The 20,349-nt window shown below is 36.3% G+C and carries 15 protein-coding genes; 8 read left to right on the forward strand and 7 right to left on the reverse strand.

What is annotated here, in order from left to right:
• Positions 1-9 precede the first annotated feature (9 nt).
• Entirely contained in the window at positions 10-1,179 is a 1,170-nt protein-coding gene (locus tag IEV57_RS08865) for a pyridoxal phosphate-dependent aminotransferase (RefSeq protein WP_188441836.1), read from the reverse strand.
• A gap of 419 nt (positions 1,180-1,598) precedes the next feature.
• Here IEV57_RS08865 and IEV57_RS08870 point away from each other — a divergent pair, with 419 nt between their 5' ends.
• On the forward strand, positions 1,599-1,916 hold the full coding sequence (locus tag IEV57_RS08870; RefSeq protein ID WP_188441838.1) for a HesB/IscA family protein: 318 nt from the start codon (positions 1,599-1,601) through the stop codon (positions 1,914-1,916).
• 23 nt (positions 1,917-1,939) lie between these two features.
• Here IEV57_RS08870 and IEV57_RS08875 read toward each other — a convergent pair whose 3' ends face one another.
• Positions 1,940-2,812 carry a 3-keto-disaccharide hydrolase gene (locus IEV57_RS08875; protein ID WP_188441840.1) on the reverse strand — a complete coding sequence of 291 codons (873 nt, stop codon included), beginning with the start codon at positions 2,810-2,812 and terminating at the stop codon, positions 1,940-1,942.
• A 117-nt stretch (positions 2,813-2,929) separates the two neighbouring features.
• Between IEV57_RS08875 and IEV57_RS08880 the strand changes: the two genes are divergently transcribed.
• Both IEV57_RS08880 and IEV57_RS08885 read left to right on the forward strand, forming a co-directional pair.
• Entirely contained in the window at positions 2,930-4,006 is a 1,077-nt protein-coding gene (locus tag IEV57_RS08880) for an endonuclease/exonuclease/phosphatase family protein (protein ID WP_188441842.1), read from the forward strand.
• Between the two features lie 121 nt (positions 4,007-4,127).
• Entirely contained in the window at positions 4,128-4,700 is a 573-nt protein-coding gene (locus IEV57_RS08885) for a hypothetical protein (protein ID WP_188441844.1), read from the forward strand.
• Between the two features lie 87 nt (positions 4,701-4,787).
• Here the strand turns inward: IEV57_RS08885 and IEV57_RS08890 are convergent, their stop codons facing one another.
• Both IEV57_RS08890 and IEV57_RS08895 read right to left on the reverse strand, forming a co-directional pair.
• Positions 4,788-6,314, reverse strand: a complete 1,527-nt coding sequence (locus tag IEV57_RS08890; RefSeq protein WP_188441846.1) for a GH3 family acyl-acid amido synthetase — start codon at positions 6,312-6,314, stop codon at positions 4,788-4,790.
• A gap of 196 nt (positions 6,315-6,510) precedes the next feature.
• Positions 6,511-8,154, reverse strand: coding sequence for a sodium/sugar symporter (locus IEV57_RS08895; RefSeq protein WP_188441847.1), 1,644 nt, complete (start codon positions 8,152-8,154; stop codon positions 6,511-6,513).
• 275 nt (positions 8,155-8,429) lie between these two features.
• On the opposite strand from IEV57_RS08895, the gene IEV57_RS08900 reads away from it, so the two are divergent.
• The gene (locus IEV57_RS08900) at positions 8,430-10,100 is read left to right on the forward strand and encodes a formate--tetrahydrofolate ligase (RefSeq protein WP_188441849.1); all 1,671 of its coding nucleotides are present in this window, start codon (positions 8,430-8,432) and stop codon (positions 10,098-10,100) included.
• 55 nt (positions 10,101-10,155) lie between these two features.
• Here the strand turns inward: IEV57_RS08900 and IEV57_RS08905 are convergent, their stop codons facing one another.
• From IEV57_RS08905 to IEV57_RS08915, 3 genes are all read right to left on the reverse strand, one after another.
• Positions 10,156-12,993 carry a S9 family peptidase gene (locus tag IEV57_RS08905; RefSeq protein WP_188441851.1) on the reverse strand — a complete coding sequence of 946 codons (2,838 nt, stop codon included), beginning with the start codon at positions 12,991-12,993 and terminating at the stop codon, positions 10,156-10,158.
• 129 nt (positions 12,994-13,122) lie between these two features.
• Positions 13,123-15,048, reverse strand: coding sequence for a M14 family metallopeptidase (locus IEV57_RS08910; RefSeq protein ID WP_188441853.1), 1,926 nt, complete (start codon positions 15,046-15,048; stop codon positions 13,123-13,125).
• Between the two features lie 114 nt (positions 15,049-15,162).
• Positions 15,163-15,666 (reverse strand): hypothetical protein, encoded by a 504-nt coding sequence (locus IEV57_RS08915; RefSeq protein ID WP_188441855.1) that lies wholly within the window; start codon positions 15,664-15,666, stop codon positions 15,163-15,165.
• Between the two features lie 382 nt (positions 15,667-16,048).
• On the opposite strand from IEV57_RS08915, the gene IEV57_RS08920 reads away from it, so the two are divergent.
• From IEV57_RS08920 to sufD, 4 genes are all read left to right on the forward strand, one after another.
• Positions 16,049-16,531 (forward strand): Lrp/AsnC ligand binding domain-containing protein, encoded by a 483-nt coding sequence (locus IEV57_RS08920; protein ID WP_188441857.1) that lies wholly within the window; start codon positions 16,049-16,051, stop codon positions 16,529-16,531.
• Positions 16,532-16,782: 251 nt separating this feature from the next.
• Positions 16,783-18,228, forward strand: coding sequence for a Fe-S cluster assembly protein SufB (gene sufB, locus IEV57_RS08925; protein WP_188441859.1), 1,446 nt, complete (start codon positions 16,783-16,785; stop codon positions 18,226-18,228).
• A gap of 47 nt (positions 18,229-18,275) precedes the next feature.
• Positions 18,276-19,037 carry a Fe-S cluster assembly ATPase SufC gene (gene sufC, locus IEV57_RS08930; protein WP_188441861.1) on the forward strand — a complete coding sequence of 254 codons (762 nt, stop codon included), beginning with the start codon at positions 18,276-18,278 and terminating at the stop codon, positions 19,035-19,037.
• 31 nt (positions 19,038-19,068) lie between these two features.
• Positions 19,069-20,346 (forward strand): Fe-S cluster assembly protein SufD, encoded by a 1,278-nt coding sequence (gene sufD, locus IEV57_RS08935; protein WP_188441863.1) that lies wholly within the window; start codon positions 19,069-19,071, stop codon positions 20,344-20,346.
• Positions 20,347-20,349 lie beyond the last annotated feature (3 nt).

Raw genomic sequence — 20,349 nt, forward strand, 5'->3', positions numbered from 1 at the left:
TACAAATATTTAAACTGTCACTTTTTTAAATGTCTCGACAAAATATTTCATTTCTTCCATGGTCCCCATGCTGACTCTACACCAAGGTTTGTCAGCTATATTGAAAACCCTAATTCCAACACCTTCATCATACATTCCTTTCATGAAAGCATCGCCTGCCATGGTAATCGGAAAAATCAAAAAGCTGGTATAGGAAGGAATGATATCATAACCCAATTTTGAAATCTCAGCGGTTACAAATGTCCTGCACTCAGCATTGCGCTTTTTACAATCCTCTAGGAACTTTTGCTCCTTCATGCTTGCAATAGCACCTTTTAGAGAAGTAACGCAGAGCCCCATCGTACTTCTTACTTTATTAGTAATTGACTTTATCCTCTCCGGCTGCGCGACTATGTAGCCTATTCTTAAGCCTGCCATTCCGTGAATTTTTGAGAATGTTCTTGCTACGATCACATCTTTACCCTCTGCGACAAGTCCGACCATGGTGTGAGACTCAGCATCATCTAAAAATTCAAGATAAGCTTCATCAACGAAAACAGGTGTTTTTTCAGAAACTGATGTACAAAACGACTTGAGCTTTACTGGATCGGTTATAGATCCTGTAGGATTGTTTGGATTACAGACATAAACCAATTTGGTTTCAGTATCCACTGCGTTTGCCATTGCATCCAAGTCATGGGCATAGTCTTTTGTCAATCCGACAGGTTTCCAAGTGGCTCCGAGGGCTTTTGCTGTACTTACTATCGACATGTAGGCAGGGTCAGCAGAAACAATATTTCCTCCATGACTAAAAGAAACAAATGCAGTTTTTTCCAATAAATCAGAAGAACCTGGGCCAAGCATGATATGCTCAGGAGAAACACCTTCTTTTTCGGCAATCATTTCGATCAAAGTAGCTGCATCTCTATGGCCATATCTGTTTCCTGAACTTACAGCTTCAGAAATAGCCTGAATTACTTTTGGTGCTGGACCGTATGGATTTTCATTGGCAGAAAGCCGAGCTGTAATTCTGGCTTCATCATAATTAAAGTTGGGTATATATTCTTTAAGGGTACTTTCTGGTTGGTAAGCGTGTAAAATTTCTCTTTTGCTCAATGCCATAGCAGGACTTACTGTGAGCGCACCTAAACCCAAAAGAGAGGATTTAATCCAATTTCTTCTATTTACCGACTTGTTCATATGAATTGTTATTAGTGGAATTATAAATACAAAGCGTGTCAAAAAAAGCTTCAACACAGATCTCAAAAAGGTTATTTGGGTAGTGAAATAGAAGGCTTTGATTGGTTTTTTACCCTTACTTTCTATTTCTGACGTTAATCTAGTAATAATTGGTTTATTAAAAAACCTATATTTATATTTTTTACGTTTTTTATTTTAAATATGGTTTATAAATATTGTGTGTTCATTCAAAAATTAGATAAACATTTAAAAATTGGTTTAAAATTTAACCACAGATTAGAATTTTTATATCTCCTACCAAAAAGGTTGCTTGAAAGATCTAGCTCAAATAAAATCTTTCTAAAAACGAATCATGAAACAGAAGCGCTAATTTTGTAGTGTGATTTGAACCGAATCGCGAAAAATTGAATTTACAGAATATGATTATACCAATTAGCATAACTTCCAAGGCACAAGAAGAAATTAAAAATATCATTACCAATAAAAATATTCCCAGAGACTATTCTTTGAGAATTGGGGTCAAAGGTGGTGGATGTGGTGGAATGTCTTACGCACTTGGCTTCGATAAAATCAAAGAGGGTGATCAGCAATTCACTTTAGATGAAATACCCGTACTCATAGAAAAAAAGCATGTCATGTTTCTTATGGGTATGCAGATAGACTTTTATGAAGGAAATGATGCGAGAGGGTTTACTTTTATCAATCCTGATATCCCAAAAAGACATGATGCAGAGTAGTTCCCTGCCCTGCATCATGATTTTTATTCTTTTGTGATTGCATCGATCACTTCTTGTAATTTTTCTTTGCTTTCTGAATAAGGAGCTAAATCAAATAACGCTACTTTTCTAAAGTCAATTGGATGACTTTCACTTTGGAGAGAAATATACCCTGATTTCAAAAGTTGACCATCAATTTTTACAGCAGGATCAAACGGATTAACATTCCCACCTCCTATTTGAGGTTTGTAATATGTCAACACTTTTTCACCTTCCATAATGTGATGTACTACAGAATCTCCTAAAACCAAAAATTCAGCGGTTACCCACTGCTCTCCATGATAGGTTTTTGCCATTGATGTCACACAATGAGGTGTAAACAATTCTCCTTCCATAACCACATTTGTCCCTGGAGTACAAAGATTACTCGTCGGTCTTGGGTTCTCTCCATCTCCGCCTAACATTTGTCCTTCAATGGATATTGGGAAATCCTGATCTACCATCATCGTAGCCGGATCTTGAGAATGCAGCATTGCACCGCTATTTCTTGTCGCCCAAGGTTCCCCTCCCTCCGCTTGTTCACCAACAAATCTGTATTCCACTTTCAACAAATAATAAGAGTAAGGGTTTTTGTAAAAAATATGTCCAAACTGATTGTCAAAGCTTTCATAACCATCATATCGCACTTTCATCAATCCATCTTCAACTCTAAAAGTATTCGCGAAATTCACATTCAGATCGTGCTTGGAGATTTTAATTATCCAATCGCTTAAATCTTCACCATTAAAGAGTTGGATCCAATCATTGCTGTAATCTTTTTGTTCAGAAATCTCTACTTCTGTGGTGTTTGTTGATGTGCCGCAAGACCATAAAACTGCAGTAAAAGCCATTGCGAAAATAAATAATCGTTTTGTCATAATAGATTTATTTTTTTGAGGTTTGAATTGAGTACAATCCTTAAACTTAGCCAAAGAAAATTAAAAACTTGCAAAGAAGGAGTTAAAGGTATAATTTCGGTTTCAAAACTAGACTACATGCTGCGATTTCTTACGGGTATCATCTTTTTTATTTCGCTTGTACTGTTTTTCAGTGTTTATGTATCTCCAGAGTATTTCCCTTACGCTGGATTAATGACGCTTCTAATTCCGCCCTTATTAATTGTAAATGGTATAATTTTTATTTTATTACTATTGGCAAAAAGACGCTTGGCTTTCCTTCCATTATTAGCGATTGTCATAGGATGGCAATTCATGGGAGTTACTTTTCAGCTCAATCCAGTCAATACCAACCCAGAGGGATTATCTGTATTAAGTTATAATGTTCATCTATTGAGTTATGCGAAACCTGGAGGGGATCGAAAAACAGTCACCAAGAATATAACAAAATGGCTCAAGGACAATCCATCAGACATTAAATGTTTTCAAGAGTTCTATCAAGACTTTACCACACCTGCTCAAAATGCGATTAAAGCATTGGCGACAGATACGGGGTATGAATATTCTTACCAAATCATTGAAGGAAATCCTAGAAAACGTTCTTATGGAATGGTTATTTTCAGTAGATATCCGATCATCAATGAAGGACGAGTATTTGATACCAAGCGGAATAATGGCGTTATTTTCGCTGATATAAAAGTCGATAAAGATACTATTAGAATCTATAATGCACATTTGGAATCCATGAGTATTCCTTCTGAAGGATTAAGTGATTTGGATGGTATTAAAGAGAATTACAGAGAGACATTAAGCAAACTCAAACGAGGACAAGTTATTCGTGCAACTCAGTTAGGTGTCTTGGTTGAACACATGAGCAATAGCCCCTATGCAAATGTATTGGTCGGAGATTTTAATGATGTGCCTTACAGCTACACTTATTTTTCCCTGCGAAAAATCATGAAAAATGCATTTGAAACAGCAGGTCGTGGTTTTGGTTTTACCTATAACAAAGTCTTATTTTTTCTTAGAATTGACAATATTTTCTATGACGAGATTTTACAAATAGAGAGATTCAAAACACACAAGGAAGTAGATTATTCAGATCACTATCCAATTTCGGCTACATTTTCTTGGGAAAAGTCTTTGAGAAAAGTAGCAATTGTAGAAGAGGAGTAATGATTAAAAGTAGAGTTTTATTATCCAAATTAGTTAAAATTTCACTTTGGAAACATTGTAAAAAAGTAATGTAATTTCCATTTCGATTTGACTCTACCTAAAAAATGTTGTATAATTCATTATGAGATTGACTAACACAAAGTACATTCAAAATAGCATTCCTAATGAATTGAAAAACGTAATCATCAAAGCACTTGACTTTTATCCTGATTTGGTTGACGTAACTATAGAATTCAAACTCAGCGAAAATATTCGAAAATCAGTGATGCAAGCGCAACCAAAGTTCAATACTATGCTGGGCTCGAGAAAGAAAAGAGCTTATATCATAAAAATCAGCAGATTTTTTTCTCTTAAAGGAAAAGTCACGCCTATTCACGAGCTGCCAGAAAATGTTCTAGTCGGTTGGATTGGTCATGAACTCGGACATGTCATCGACTATCTGAGAAGAAGTAATTGGTCAATGTTGGTATTTGGCGTTGGATACCTCACCTCAAGGAGTTTTATAATCTCTGCAGAACGAGCTGCTGACACTTATGCGGTCAATCATGGACTTGGTAAATACATCTTGACCACAAAAGAGTTTATTCTCCACGAAGCAGGCATGTCAGATGATTATATCAAGAAAATCAACAAACTCTATCTACCACCAGAAGAAATCATGTATCTAATGGAAAACATACCGGTTGGAGATTAAATATTAAACATTTCAAAATTTATCAAAAAACAGCGAGTCGGCGGTCAATGGATAAAATTTTTTAGGTCAACGGTTCGGGGTTTTGGCTTAGCTATTTTTCGAAACATAGCTTTCCCAATCTTTGAAGTCTTTTTCCTTCATCACCCTTGGGATTTTGACTTGACCACCTTTTTGTTTGGTTTCTTCAGTCCATTTCCTAAATAATTCTTCAGTGATAAGCTTCACCTCCACCCGCTTCAATGCTTTGCCTCTGGCAACTTTATAATTTTTGTTGTTTTCCTTCAAAATTTCATCCAGATGTTCAGCAATTTCTGTTTTGTCTAGCTTGACATTAGCATCCAAGCCTAAATACCAACGGTGTAAATAATCATCTTCTTCCAGAACTGCTGCTACCGTAAACTCCTTGATTTGGCAATCGAACTCTTCACTAAGCTGTTCTATAGCTTTATTCATCTGATTGACAGATAACTGAGAACCGACTACATTAAGAAAATGCTTCGTTCTCCCCGTGATCTTAATTTCAGCTTTTTCTTTACTGGTAAAAGCAATGGTATCTCCAATCATGTACCTCCAAGCTCCTGAAACGGTACTGATCACCAATACATAATCTACACCTTCTTCTACATCCTCAATCTTGATTGACTTTGCATTCTGATTGATACTGCCGTCATCTGCCATATTTTCTGGAAGAAAAGGAATAAACTCGAAGTAGATGCCATTATTCGTAATTAAAGCCATCGCATCCGTATCTTTTCTGATTTGTGTAGCGATATATCCTTCCGAAGCCAAATAAGTATCAATAACAATCAATTCCTTACTACATAGTTTTTCGAAAGCCTTTTTATAAGGTTCAAAAGCAACCCCACCCGAAGTATAGACCTTTAGATTTGGCCAAACGTCATGAATGGTTTCAGCATTGTTGAACTCGATAACTCTCTTGAGCATCAACTCAATCCAAGAAGGAATTCCTGAGATCGCTCCAATATCCCAATTGGCAGATTCCTTAGCCAGCTCTTCAACTCTTACATCCCAATCATCTATAGAGGAGATTTCCTTTCCCGGTCGATAAAAACCCTCAAACCAAAACGGAATCTGACTGGCACTGATACTACTTATTTCCCCTTCTAGGTGTCCATTAACTTCCTTGAGGTTGGTGCTACTTCCAAACATCAATATCTCTTTTTCAAAAAATTCTGCTGGAAGATCAAAGTCTGCTATTCCCCTTACCTGCTGCATTCCAGCTCTGCGAATGGACTGCAACATATCTTCTGTCACAGGAATATGCTTTCTGGAACTTGTAGTCCCACTGGAAACCGCAAAAAACTTCACTTTTCCAGGCCAAGTAATGTCTTCACCACCATCGATCACTTTTTGCCACCAAGCTTCCCTCAACTGATCATAATCATGATAAGGAACTTCTTTAGCAAAAGCATCTCTTATATTTTCTGATTTGCGGATATGCTCAAACTGATAATATTTACCAAATGCTGTATCTTCAGCCTTTGAGAGTAATTCTTTCAATACTTTTTCTTGTGCTTCTTGCGGATTGGTGTTTGAAAAAACTCTATCTACAGTTTCTACCGACTTTTTGATTATTTCTCCAATAATTGCCATTTTTTTGAGTTTAATGGTTCTTTAAAACAAATAAAAAAGACCTCAACGGAAATATTTTCATCTATAAAAATGTATGAACCGAAGGATTCCTTTCAATAAAAATTAAAACAATATTCTTGCCACGGAATAAAAAAAGCTCAATATCTCTAGAAAGTAAGGAGATATTGAGCTTTAAAATTTGAATTTATTTTTGATTTTACCAGAACACAATATAAAGTGCTGCTGTAATCAAAGTAATGATAAATGCTCCAATCTTGAAGCCTGTACTGGTTTTGAAAATATCACCGCTGATATCAATGCTGTTTGGATGATCTTTTCCTTTTCCTTCTACCAAACTAATAATCACCATTAAGGAAGCTAACACCAAGAAAACCACACCCATTCTATCTAAGAAAGGTAGATTTGGCCAAACTACTTTAAGAACAATTGAGAGCGGAATACTAAGTGCTGCACCTGTAAGTGCTGCATTCGATGTGGTTTTTTTCCAAAACACACCAAAGAAGAAAATAGCAAATACACCCGGGCTAATGAATCCTGTGTATTCTTGAATAAACTGGAACGCTTGATCCAATTCACCCAATGCCGGGGCAACAATTGCAGCAATAATAAATGCAACCGCTGCTGTGATTCTTCCAACCCTTACTTGTTTTGCTTCAGAAGCATCTCTACCAAAATATTTCTTATAAATATCCATGGTAAAGATGGTAGATGTACTATTAGCCATTGAGGCCAATGAAGAAACAATTGCTGCTGTCAATGCCGCAAATGCTAATCCTTTCAATCCCGTAGGAAGTAATTGCAATAAGGTAGGATAAGCTCTATCAGATTTGATAATACCCGTTACTGGATCTTTCATAGATTCTATAAAACCTGTATCTATACCATTATTTACAATAACTAAAGCTGCAATTCCTGGAATAACCACAATTAATGGCATCAATAACTTTAAGAATCCTGCGAAAATCATCCCTTTTTGGGCTTCATCTAAACTTTTTGCAGCTAGTGCTCTTTGCGTGATATATTGGTTGAATCCCCAATAACTCAAATTGGTAATCCACATTCCTCCTACGAGTACACTGATCCCTGGTAAATCTAAATAGGCATCTCTGACGCCACCTTTTCCATCAGGAATCATCATTTCTCCTTTTGAAAGAATCATAGAGAAATGTCCTGGTACTTCTTGTCTCAACAAGCCCAAACCATCCCATGCACTTCCACTTCCTACCATCGTCAAGGCGATGTACGTTGTAGCTAAGCCACCTGCAATTAGGAAAAAGACCTGTACTACATCAGTCCAAGCAACTGCTTTAAGACCACCGTAAATGGAATAAACCATGGCAAATAAGGCCAATCCAATAATAGCATACCTCATCGGTACGTCCAAAATAGTATTTAAACTCAATGCACCCAAATAGAGAACTGACGTGAGATTGACAAATACATATAAGGCAAGCCAGAAAATTGCCATTGTAGTTCTTACTCTGGTATCATATCGATCCAGTAAAAATCCAGGCATGGTATAAATACCCTTTTTGATATAAACAGGTAAAAAGAAAATAGCAACTACCAAAAGTGTAATTGCAGCCATCCATTCATACGTAGAAATGGCTAATCCCAAGGCAAAGCCAGACCCCGACATTCCAATAAATTGCTCTGCAGAAATGTTGGATGCGATCAAAGAAGCACCCACGGCCCACCAGGGTAATGCCTTTGAAGCTAGAAAGTAATCTTGTGAATTTTTGACGTGTCCTTTCTTCTCTCTAGAGACAAAAAGACCCATTCCGATGATAAGGCAACAATAGCCAATGAATACAATGAGATCTAAAGGTTCTAATAACATAGGTTGAGGTTGATTATATGGGGGTTAAATTTGGTTTGCGAGTTTCAAATATAAGTTTTTCAATTTAGTAATAAACATTTTTGAAAAAATAGTAGAGGGAATTGGGACAATACTTTAAAGCTCGTAATCATATTTTTAAGAGATAAAGTCATGAAACAAAACAATAAGACAATTTTGAACTTTGATAAGATGAAAATATTTTTCAAACATGTCAAAAGTCACTTTTAAATCTTCCTAAAATCTTTAAATTGAAAAATTAATAAAACGACTCCCAAATGACCTTAACTGACCAAGAAATAGCTCGAGCATCAACGATGCAACCAATCTCAGAGATAGCGAAAAAGCTTCAAATCAATGAAGATGACCTTCGCCCTTATGGAAAATATATTGCAAAACTACCTCTTCGACTTATAGATTCGGAGAAAATGAAAGGCAAAAAGTTAATTCTGGTTACGGCAATTACACCAACGGTGGCAGGAGAAGGAAAAACCACAGCAAGTATTGGGCTTTGTGAAGGACTCAATAAAATCGGTGTAAAAACAGCAGTGGTCTTAAGAGAGCCTTCCCTAGGGCCTGTTTTTGGAATGAAAGGTGGCGCAGCTGGAGGTGGATACTCTCAAGTACTTCCAATGGAATCAATCAACCTCCATTTCACTGGAGACTTCGCCGCGGTGGAAAAATCGCATAACTTACTAGCAGCTCTTTTAGACAATCATATCCATCAAGGAAACAGCCTAAATATCGATCCGAGGAAAATAGTCTGGAAGCGAGTGATGGATATGAATGAAAGAGCTCTTAGAGATATCGTGATTGGCCTTGGTGGTCATGCGCAAGGTGTACCAAGAGAATCTGGCTTTGATATTACTGCAGCTTCAGAGGTCATGGCTGCGCTTTGCTTAGCTAATGATCTCGTGGATTTAAAAGATAAACTGGGAAACATCATCGTCGCATACACCCATGACAACCAACCTGTGTATGCGCGTGAACTGAAAGCCCAAGGAGCTATGACTGCTTTACTCAAACACACGATCATGCCAAACCTGGTCCAAACGATAGAAGGAAATGCGGCAATCATCCATGGTGGGCCATTTGCAAATATTGCACAGGGTTCCAATTCAATTATCGCCACAAAAATGGGGCTGTCTTTGGCTGATTATGTTGTAACCGAGGCGGGCTTTGCTTCTGATCTTGGAGGAGAAAAATTCCTAGATCTAAAATGTCAATATGGTGGTTTGAAGCCTGATCTAGCAGTTATTGTAGCTACAATTCGTGCTTTGAAAAGCCATGCTGGAATCCCTTTCGAGAAATTAAAAGAAGCCAATACAGATGCTGTAAGAAAAGGCTTAGAAAACCTCGAAAAACATATTGAGAATATCAAACACTTTATGCTTTGTCCTGTGGTAGCTATCAACAAATTCGCCACTGATTCTGAAGAAGAAATCAATGTGGTGATGCAGAGATGTGAAGAACTTGGTGTTAAAGTGGCACTTTCAGAAGGTTGGGAAAAAGGTGGTGAAGGCTGTATTGATTTGGCTAAAACTGTTCAAGAAGTTGCAGAATCGGGAAAAAGTAATTTTACTCCTCTTTATAATTTCGAATGGCCAATAGAACAAAAAATAGAAACAGTGGCCCGGAAAATATATGGTGCAGCAGATGTGGAATATAGTTTGAAAGCCAAGCAACAAATCAAGCTATTTAATAAAATCGGTTTAGATAAAGTCCCTATCTGTATCGCAAAAACGCAATATTCACTTTCTGATGATCCTAAATTGATCAATCGACCAATTGGCTTTACCATAAAAATCCGAGCGTTTGATATTGCAGCAGGAGCTGGATTTATCATTCCGATTGCTGGGAATATCATGCGTATGCCTGGTCTTCCTTCCAAACCAGCTGCTGAGAACATAGATATCGATGCTGAGGGAAATATTACTGGGTTATTTTAAAAGAAAAAGCCCTTCAGAAAACTCTGAAGGGCTTTGTAAATTTTTAATAGAATTATTAATTCTCGTCTTCTAATTCATATTTCAATGTTCTTCCTTTTTCTACTGCAGGAAGCCCTTCTGTCATCCAAAGTGGTGCCGGAGCTCCTTTAAGGTAGTGATCAAAGAATTGAGATAGCCTTATAGAAAGATCTTTTCTATTTTTTCTTTGTACTAAATTATGGTCTTCTCCGTTGTATTGTAGCAACCAAGCAGGTTGATTCAAACGCTTCAAAGCCATAAACATTTCGATACCTTGATACCATGGAACTGCGCCATCGGCATCATTGTGCATAATCAAAACAGGAGTCTGAACTCTATCCATGTAGAATAAAGGAGAGTTTTGAAGATAGTACATCGGCTTTTCCCATAAAGTACCACCAATTCTACTTTGCGTTTGCTCGTACTGGAACATTCTACTCATTCCCGTTCCCCATCGAATTCCACCGTAAGCAGAAGTCATATTCACAACAGGCGCACCTGCTCCAGCTGCTTTAAACATGTTAGTTCTTGTAATCAAGTGAGCCACTTGATATCCTCCCCAGCTTTGGCCTTGAATCGCCATATTATCAGCATCTACAAAACCTTTAGCTACGATTGATTGAACACCAGGAATAATACAATTATAAGCACTTGGTCCTGGAAGGCCTAGGTCATACTTAATATCTGGAACAAACACTAAATATTCATTACTTACAAAATATGGAATGTTGATCGTAGATGCACTTGGCGCAGGAGCTCTATAATTGTGTAGCCCATCAGAATTTCTTTCGTAGAAATACACCATCATCGGGTACTTCTTGTTTGGATCAAAATTTTCTGGCTTGAACAATAAACCTTGAAGAGGAACATTATCATTGGTCAAATAATCAACCAATTCTACACTTCCCCAATTTACTTGGTCTTGTTGCGGATTAGCAAAGGACAATTGAGTCAACTTTGACATCTTCAAATCGGTAGCATAAATATCCGCATATTCCTGATATGTTGATCTTCTCACTGTCAACAGGTCTGTGTTTTCTGCCTTGCTTAATCCCAAATATCTATTATCAGTAAATATGATTTCAGATGGAGCTTTTTTACCATTTATATCACCTGTGAAAAATCCATTTTTCTTATTGAATTCATGAAATGCAGTCAAAACGAATGGCAATGAAGGGTCTATACCCTCTCTTTCTTCAGTTTCTATTCTTTGTCTTCTAAACTCAATGTTTTGAGATCTTCCAGCTCCTAAAGTAATATTTTGAGGAGATACTTTACCAGTTGGATCAACTTTCCAAACATCATATTTATCATAGATCAAGAATCCTTTATCATCTTTTAACCAACCAGCAGCGCCATAGCTCCCTGGAAGGGAAGGTGAATCATGTTGTTCATTGTAAACATTAACATCAAGGTTTTCAACTAGGTTTTTGAATGTCTTAGTTGCAATATCAAAAGCAACCCAAGCACTATCACCGGCATCATACCAATAAGCATATTTTCCAGCAGGTGAAAGCTGCGCATATCCTGACAATGCTTTTTTGATAAGTGTTTTGGAACCTGTTTCAAGATTTACTAAGTAAGTATCTCGACCGATTTGTGTATTCCAGCTATATTCTCTTCTATATGGAGAATCATCTGTAGCTAAAGCAATTTTAAGTTTTGATTTTGGATCATAGTTAATGCTGTATACTTGTTCGTCGCCAATTTGAATCACTTTTTTATCCTTGATATTATAAGCAGCAAGGAAACTTCTGTTTTCCTCTCTATTCTTATTTCTCAATTGCATTGGCTGAATTTCAGCATCTTGCCAGCCCCAAATGTCTAATTTCACCCTTTCATCATCCAAAATGGTGGTATCAGATTCATATTCGAAGTCTTTATAATCCGTGGTGGTACCAAAATAAACTTGACTGTCATCAGCTGAAAAATTAATTCTTCCAGACTTGCTGACCATACCGCCTGCAAGAATTCCTGCAGTATTTTTATCAGCTATTTTCTGATTTGTCGCTTTAGCAATATCATAAAGATAAAGATCGTAATATGGCTTTTTAGCTTTCAAAGAATCCTCAGTCGTGATAAAGGCTAAGAACTTATTGGAATCAGAGATTTGTGGGGACATGTAATCTGTCTTGCCGATATCAATGATTTGAGAAATACCAGATTTTAAGTCCAAAAGGAAAATACCTGCATTTTTCAAAGTATCTTCAGTTGCTTTCACATAATATAAATACCCACCATTTTCAGAAAAACCATAAGACTTTACACGATCATATTCGTAAGTCGTCTTTCCATCAAATGATCTTACCAGTAGAGTTGTTCCATCTGTTTTCTTAGGCTTTTCAGGTGCTGCTACTTTTGTAGTATCCCCTTCCTCCTTCTTCGCTGCTTTCTTAGGCAATTCTTTTTCAAAATGCACTGCCAACCAATTCCCAATTTTATCAGGAGTTGCGAAAGATTTTACTCTTGATAATTTCTCAACTCCACCTGAGGCAAGGTTGATAATGAAAAGACTGTCTTTCGGCATATCATCTGCCTTTGTCTTTTTAAGTTTCAACATTTTGATAGCATCCTTTTCAGCTACAATTCTACCTACAGCAAAATTATTATCATGTGAAAAAGACATTCTATTGGCTCTAGGAATGACAAATCTTTTTTGTGCATTGCCATGGTTAACAATTTCAAGCCTTCCGTCTCCATCTTGAGGATTGACTTCAAAACCAACCCACTGTCCATTTGCAGAGATTTTGTCAGAAGAAACGGATTCCCATCCATCATAATCGGCGTGAGTTAATGCTCTTTTTTGCTGTGCTTGGGTGCTAAGGACTGCAAAGAAGAAAATTAACCCTAACAGGTATTTTTTTCTTAGTATCATAATTCGTTTATATTTAAGTACAAGTAAATAAACAATGCTTTGAAATACGCTTGCTTTTATATTAAAGGAAAATTTTGTAGATAAATCTACCTTAAGCGACACTTCTCTTCTGCTTTTAAAGCAAAAAGATTATTTATTACCAATTGTAATTTCTCTTTCAATATATCCCCCTCTTGTAGAAAGCAATTTCAACTTTGCTTTAACAGGTTCTTTTTGATTCACTTTTACCACAAAAGAAGCTGTCTTGCTTTCCCCTGCATCTGTGTACCCGGTGTAGATTGTTTTATCGTAGAGAGAAGGTGAGGTGATCTGCACTATTGCCTCTTCAAAACCTTTGGTAAGATTCTTTTCAAACTCAAGCATTACCCTATCTTCCTGGACGATTTTCACACGTTTGGCTTGTTCTAGCGCAACAGGGAGTCCTCCAGAATTTTTCCAAGAAACTGAGATTTCGTATTCTCCCTCAGAGATCGCTTTGACACTTACATCTTCTAATTCTATCTGTGGAAGCTCCATGGCCATGGCCAAATTGAAAAGAGATTGCTTTCTGATCCAGCCTTCTAGCTGCCAAGGTGGACCGTTTTGCGAAAAGAATTTTGGGTGAAAACCGCCGATTTCTACTTCGCCTAACTGTGGATGATCAAACTTTTCCCATTTCTTGAAGCCATTGGATCCATTTTCTTCATCATCCCATCTCAGCGCATCATAATCGTCATAGACACCATCTCCATCATAATCTTTCATGGCTCCATTGTTCCACAACTCGTCACCATACCACATAGAACCATAATAGAAATACCCAAAATCAGGGCCGTGACCAAAGAGAGGACTTGGCTTCAATGGATCTCCTGTTAATCTATTTGTTTTATAACGCGTACTGTAAGTTTCATAAACATCTCCTGCCCAAGGATAGCCCGTAATAGCGATTCCCATTGCGTCAAATTTCTTATATAATTCTAGATCTGAAGGAAACATACTCTCTTCACTTGAAGAAGTTGAAGGAGGTCTTAGATGCATTGGAACTCGAGTATCCAAAGAGTTCACTACTGAGATATTAGGATGTGAAAGAAGCCAAAGAACTGTTGATCTTGTTTCGATTTCACTTAATGGATACTCTCCTGCTCCCCATTGAGTGTACCCCCTACCTGTCATGTCACCCCCAGAATCGGGTCTCCAGTTTTCAGGATAATTTCGATGTAAATCCAACCCACCTATTCCATCTTCATTATATTTCCCATCACCATCATTGTCAATCCCTTCGCTGTACATCAACCATTCTCCTTGCCCTTCAAAGACACGCTTCATCAATCTTCCACTAGGGTCTCTAGGGTCGATAATATAATTTGCTTTTTCTTTTTCTTCCTCTGTAACTGCTCTCTTACGCATAGAGTGGATTATCCCATCTCCATTAAGGTCCTCCTCCGGATCCTCATCCATCAAACCATCTCTATCCACATCATAGGGTCTAACCGTACTTCTATTTCTTTGTTCTGTAAATAGATACATGGTTGAGCCATCTGGATTATTCTGTGGGCGAACATAGATCGTCTTGGTGTCAATTAAATTGGTTATGGCTGGATCTTTCCCATAATTTTCTAATAAATGCTGCGTCAACCAAAGTACCGACTCACTACTTGTAACTTCTCCACCATGTCTTCCACCTTCAAAATAAGCTGCCGGCTTGTCCGTATGCTTTCCAGTTTTCTTGTTAGTTATTGTCATTTGAAGAATCGGCCTACCTTCATAAGATTTAGCAACTTCATACAACTCGGTAATTTCTGGATATTGCTCTGCCCACACCTTGTACCAATGATACATGACATCGGGAGTGTGGTAAATATCAAAAGCTAACTTATCCCCAGGTTCATATTGAACTTCTGGAAATTGATGCTTTTTGAAAAATGATTGACCTTGACGCTCACCTTTTACTATATAATGTTTGGCCTTATCATCTTGTTCAGGCCAAAGCTTTTCGGATTGGAGAGAACTACTTTGTGCGTATCCAATATTCAAAAAACCTATTGAAAATGCAATTGAGAGTATAAATTGTTTCATGAATGATAAAATTGATTTATCTAAAATTAGGGTATGAAAAAAATCATTCCTAACCATTCAAAAAAAAATCCCCACCGATTTCTCAGTAGGGATTAATTAAAACACTCTTATCATTTATTTTTTGATTATCAATTCAAAATCTATCGCCCCGTAATTGCTATATCCTGGAACTGGAACACATTTAGGTAATTTTCTTAAAACGTGAGCTATTCTTTGTTCTAAACCTCTATCAGCCTCTGTCAAAAACTCGTAACCCACAAGTTTACCTTTATCATTAACATTCAAAATAACTCTAACTTCATCTAAAGCTGCGCTACTTTTTGTTCTAAAAATAAAAGGTGTGTAGCTATCAACCATTTCTAAAGTAAATTCAGGCCAAGCCCATGGAGAGCCAAAATCCGACAAATCTTCTTCACTTTCTATTTTATTTACTTCTATAGTATATGTATCTACAGAATTCAATTTTTTTAAAGTTACGTTTTTAAAATTAATTGCATTCGCACTAACAGCCTCATTTTCAATCCCATCAGAAATTTGAGCACCAATTGAAGTGCTAACTTGTCCATAACTTAATATGAACATGAAAAGAAGTGAGATATTAATTTTAAAATTTTTCATCTTAATCACTGCATTTATTAATACAAAAATACATAATAAATATTTTCAAACCCAAATTTTTGCAGTTTAAATTTTTAAAAGAAAACAAAAAAGTCTTGCCATTAGCAAGACCCTTTATCAGAATATAAACCCAAATATAACTTTAGAGATTAAAAGTTTTTCTTTAATTTAAAATCAAATAAAAAGATAAATCTTTATTATTCAATTTAATATTTGATTCGAATCAAATTCCACCAAATAAAATTTACTCTTAATTCTTAGATGCCAAAATAAATGTATTTTCACCACTTTTACAAATTGAAAAAAATATTTTGCATTTTTTTAAGTATTTCATAATTTAACAGCATATTTATTAACATACCTCTAATATAACCTCAAAATAATGGACAAAATTTTAGATATTGACAATGTTGATTTGAAAATCATCTCTCTTTTGAATGATGATGCAAAAACACCATATACCGAAATAGCAAAAAAAGTATTCGTTTCCTCAGGTACGGTGCATGTTCGCATGCGCAAGCTCGAAGATATGGGGATTGTAAAAAGCGCTACTTTGAACATAGATTTCTCCAAACTTGGCTATGATATTTCCGCTTTCCTAGGAATTTACTTGGAAAAAAGCTCATTATATGACACAGTTATAGATAACTTAAAACAAATTCCTGAAGTAATCAATGCCTACTACACCACGGGAAATTACAGTATTTTTGCAAAAATCATTTGTAAAGACACGAATCATCTGAGAACTGTCCTTGATAATATTCAGAAAGTAGACGGCATTGATAGAACAGAAACATTAATTGTTTTGGAGGAAAGTATCAACAGACCCATTCAGTTTTTTGACAAGAATGGTAAAACCCAATAAATCTGAATTACTTTAGATTAAATCTAAATAAAAATTTATTGTAATTAAACCAATTTTTTTTATAATTTTATTAATTAGGCTAGTAATGAAAAAACTAGCCTAATTTTATTTTCAAACATCTGTTTTTCATGTTCTTACCATTTTTTTTATCTATTAAAGATAGATTATTTGAATCGAGATGAACAAAGTAATTTAGATAAATGTTGTATCTTCGCATCACAAACTATAATTAGTCTAAATAACTCACAAACATGAGCAAAGACAATCAAATTCTAGAAGAGCTTACATCAAAAGATTATGAACACGGCTGGTCTGTGGACATGGAGGTAGATGAAGCTGCTACAGGACTGAATGAAGATATAATCAAATGGATTTCTGCGAAGAAAGAAGAACCACAGTGGTTACTTGAGTGGAGATTGAAAGCATTTAAAACTTGGCAAGAGATGAAAGAGCCCGATTGGGCAAATGTCACCTATCCTAAAATTGATCTTCAGGCACTTAAGTATTATTCTGCGCCAAAAAAATCAAATAAACCTAAAAGTTTGGACGAAATAGACCCTGAGCTTCTTCAAATATATGAGAGACTTGGTATTTCGCTAAATGAACAAAAAAAACTTCAAGGCATAGCTGTGGATGCTGTTTTGGACTCCGTTTCTGTGGGAACAACATTCAAACACACACTTTCTAAGCTAGGAATTGTTTTCTGCTCTTTCAGTGAAGCAGTAAAAGAGCATCCTGAATTAGTGAAAAAATATTTGGGTTCAGTGGTCCCAATTACTGATAATTATTACGCAGCTTTAAATTCCGCAGTATTTTCTGATGGTTCATTTTGTTACATTCCAGCGGGAGTGAGATGCCCGATGGAATTATCAACCTACTTTAGAATCAACGCAGCAAATACTGGTCAATTTGAAAGAACTTTAATTGTAGCAGAAGAAAGCTCTTATGTGTCTTACTTAGAAGGTTGTACAGCTCCGCAGAGAGATGAAAACCAACTTCATGCCGCTGTGGTAGAGATCTATGCTGCAAAACACGCAGAAGTTAAATACTCTACTGTTCAGAATTGGTTTCCTGGAGACAAAAATGGAAAAGGCGGAATCTACAATTTCGTGACAAAACGAGGTATTTGTGCAGGTGATTATTCAAAAATTTCTTGGACTCAAGTTGAGACAGGATCTGCTGTCACATGGAAATACCCTTCTTGTATTTTAAAAGGAGACCACTCAATTGGTGAATTTTATTCTGTTGCCGTTACTAATAATTATCAGCAAGCAGATACAGGTACCAAGATGATTCATATTGGGAAAAACACAAAATCCAGAATCGTTTCTAAAGGTATTTCCGCAGGAAAGTCTCAAAACTCCTACAGAGGTCAGGTGCAAGTTATGAAACGTGCTACGAACGCAAGGAACTTCTCACAATGTGACTCTCTACTTATGGGAGACAGATGTGGTGCACATACTTTCCCTTACATAGACATTCAAAACCCAACGGCTAAAGTCGAACATGAAGCGACAACTTCAAAAATTGGTGAAGATCAACTATTCTATTGTAATCAGAGAGGTATTGCTACAGAAGATGCTGTCGCATTGATTGTAAATGGATATGCGAAGGAAGTTTTGAACCAATTGCCAATGGAATTTGCAGTTGAGGCACAAAAACTTCTCGCCCTTACTTTAGAAGGATCTGTAGGGTAAAATTCCCTATTGAATAATTTCAAAATTAATACTGAATAGAATACAAAATGTTAACGATAAAGAATCTACACGCCTCAATAGAGGGAACTCCTATACTTAAAGGAATCAATCTTGAAGTAAAACCTGGAGAAGTTCATGCAATCATGGGACCAAATGGTTCAGGAAAATCTACTTTAGCGTCTGTATTGGCCGGTAGAGAGGAATATGAAGTAACTGAAGGAGAAGTTTCTTTCAAAGGCAAAAACCTACTAGATCTTTCTCCAGAAGATAGAGCTAGAGAAGGTGTTTTCTTAGCATTTCAATATCCTGTAGAAATACCTGGAGTTAGTTCTACAAACTTTTTAAGAACTGCTGTAAACCAAGTAAGAGAGTATAGAGGTTTGGAATCACTTGATGCCGTGAAATTTCTTTCAATCATGAAAGAAAAGATGAAGCTTGTTGAAATTGATCAAAAGCTTTTAAGCAGATCTTTAAATGAAGGCTTCTCTGGGGGTGAAAAAAAGAGAAACGAAATATTCCAAATGGCAATGTTAGAACCAACCTTGTCTATTTTGGATGAAACTGACTCTGGATTGGACATTGATGCATTGAGAATCGTCTCTAACGGTGTCAACCAATTGAAAACTTCAGAAAATGCTACAATCGTGGTCACTCACTATCAAAGATTGTTGGATTACATTGTTCCTGATTTTGTCCACGTATTATACAATGGAAGAATTGTAAAATCAGGCACGAAAGAACTTGCGCTAGAATTGGAAGAAAAAGGATACGATTGGATCAAAGAAGAGGCTGACGCAGCGTCTGTTTAATATCCATTTATTCTTCAAACAATCCCCTACCATGACTACTATTACAAAAAATAAAGCAACAGATCAATTTCTGGAAAACATAGCATATTTCTCAAATTTTCAGGAATTGAGAAATGAAAGTTTAGCGTTTCTAAAAAATACAGGTTTGCCTCATTCCAAAGAAGAGGAATATAAATTCACGCAGATCAGTAAGAAGATTGAGCAAAACATCTCTACTTTTCTTGCTGCTGATAAGATTTCAATCTCAGCTGAACTTATCAAATCAAATCTGTTCGAAGGTTTTGAAGGTGATGTTGTTGTTTTCAATAATGGACTCTTTATCGAAGAGCTTTCGTCTATTTCTTCTCCCGGTTATACACTTTCTAAGCTATCAGATTCAAACTCTGAGCTGTTAGGTAGTGTAGCCAAAATCGAAAATGATCCATTTGTAGCGCTAAACAATCTAAGTTTTGAAGATGGGATTCACATAAAAACTGAAAAAGGAAAAAAAGTTGAAAAACCAATTTTGTTCCTTTATTTCAATCAAGCAAATCAAGGTCAAATTATTCAGCCTAGAGTTTTGATTGAAGTAGCAGAAAATAGTGAAGTAACTTTCATAGAAAATACTGTTTCGCAAGATGAAGAAACCTACTTTTCCAATACAGTAGTTGAAGTAAAAGTAGCTCAAAATGCACATGCCTATTATTATAGGTTACAAAATGAAAATAGAAAAGCTATTTCTGTAACTAATTTCGCAACTGATATTCACAGATATGCTACCTTCACTTCTGTGGCTTTACAGCTACAAGCCGACATGTTGAGAAATAACTTGACTTTGAATTTATTGGACAAAGGCTGTGTAGGAAACATGTATGGACTTTATTTACTCAATGGAAAAACCCATGTAGATAATCATACGAATGTGGATCACACTAAGCCAAATTCAGATTCCAATGAATTGTATAAGGGCATTCTGACTGATTCTGCAAGAGGTGTCTTTAATGGGAAAATTTTCGTCAGACAAGACGCACAGAAAACCAATGCATTTCAGCAAAACAACAATATTCTTTTATCTGAAAATGCCATCATCAATACCAAACCTCAGTTAGAGATTTGGGCAGATGATGTGAAATGTTCTCATGGTTGTACCACAGGTCAACTTGATGAAGAAGCTTTGTTTTACTTACAAGCGAGGGGAATCGGAAAAGAACAAGCAAGAGGGTTACTTCTCTATGCAGTAGCTGGAGAGGTATTGGAACAAATCGCCTACGAACCATTCAAAGCATATTGCATCCAACTTGTAGAAGACAGATTGGGTAGCAGTTTTTAAAAA

This window comes from Belliella aquatica (assembly GCF_014637795.1).
GTDB lineage: Bacteria > Bacteroidota > Bacteroidia > Cytophagales > Cyclobacteriaceae > Belliella > Belliella aquatica.

What these genes read in the sequence shown, in the direction of transcription:
- IEV57_RS08915 (WP_188441855.1), bottom strand. Translation starts at nt 15,666, where the DNA reads ATGAAAAATTTTAAAATTAATATCTCACTTCTTTTCATGTTCATATTA.
- IEV57_RS08900 (WP_188441849.1), top strand. Translation starts at nt 8,430, where the DNA reads ATGACCTTAACTGACCAAGAAATAGCTCGAGCATCAACGATGCAACCA.
- IEV57_RS08890 (WP_188441846.1), bottom strand. Translation starts at nt 6,314, where the DNA reads ATGGCAATTATTGGAGAAATAATCAAAAAGTCGGTAGAAACTGTAGAT.
- IEV57_RS08870 (WP_188441838.1), top strand. Translation starts at nt 1,599, where the DNA reads ATGATTATACCAATTAGCATAACTTCCAAGGCACAAGAAGAAATTAAA.
- IEV57_RS08920 (WP_188441857.1), top strand. Translation starts at nt 16,049, where the DNA reads ATGGACAAAATTTTAGATATTGACAATGTTGATTTGAAAATCATCTCT.
- IEV57_RS08910 (WP_188441853.1), bottom strand. Translation starts at nt 15,048, where the DNA reads ATGAAACAATTTATACTCTCAATTGCATTTTCAATAGGTTTTTTGAAT.
- sufD (WP_188441863.1), top strand. Translation starts at nt 19,069, where the DNA reads ATGACTACTATTACAAAAAATAAAGCAACAGATCAATTTCTGGAAAAC.
- sufB (WP_188441859.1), top strand. Translation starts at nt 16,783, where the DNA reads ATGAGCAAAGACAATCAAATTCTAGAAGAGCTTACATCAAAAGATTAT.
- IEV57_RS08895 (WP_188441847.1), bottom strand. Translation starts at nt 8,154, where the DNA reads ATGTTATTAGAACCTTTAGATCTCATTGTATTCATTGGCTATTGTTGC.
- IEV57_RS08885 (WP_188441844.1), top strand. Translation starts at nt 4,128, where the DNA reads ATGAGATTGACTAACACAAAGTACATTCAAAATAGCATTCCTAATGAA.
- IEV57_RS08865 (WP_188441836.1), bottom strand. Translation starts at nt 1,179, where the DNA reads ATGAACAAGTCGGTAAATAGAAGAAATTGGATTAAATCCTCTCTTTTG.
- IEV57_RS08875 (WP_188441840.1), bottom strand. Translation starts at nt 2,812, where the DNA reads ATGACAAAACGATTATTTATTTTCGCAATGGCTTTTACTGCAGTTTTA.
- IEV57_RS08905 (WP_188441851.1), bottom strand. Translation starts at nt 12,993, where the DNA reads ATGATACTAAGAAAAAAATACCTGTTAGGGTTAATTTTCTTCTTTGCA.
- sufC (WP_188441861.1), top strand. Translation starts at nt 18,276, where the DNA reads ATGTTAACGATAAAGAATCTACACGCCTCAATAGAGGGAACTCCTATA.
- IEV57_RS08880 (WP_188441842.1), top strand. Translation starts at nt 2,930, where the DNA reads ATGCTGCGATTTCTTACGGGTATCATCTTTTTTATTTCGCTTGTACTG.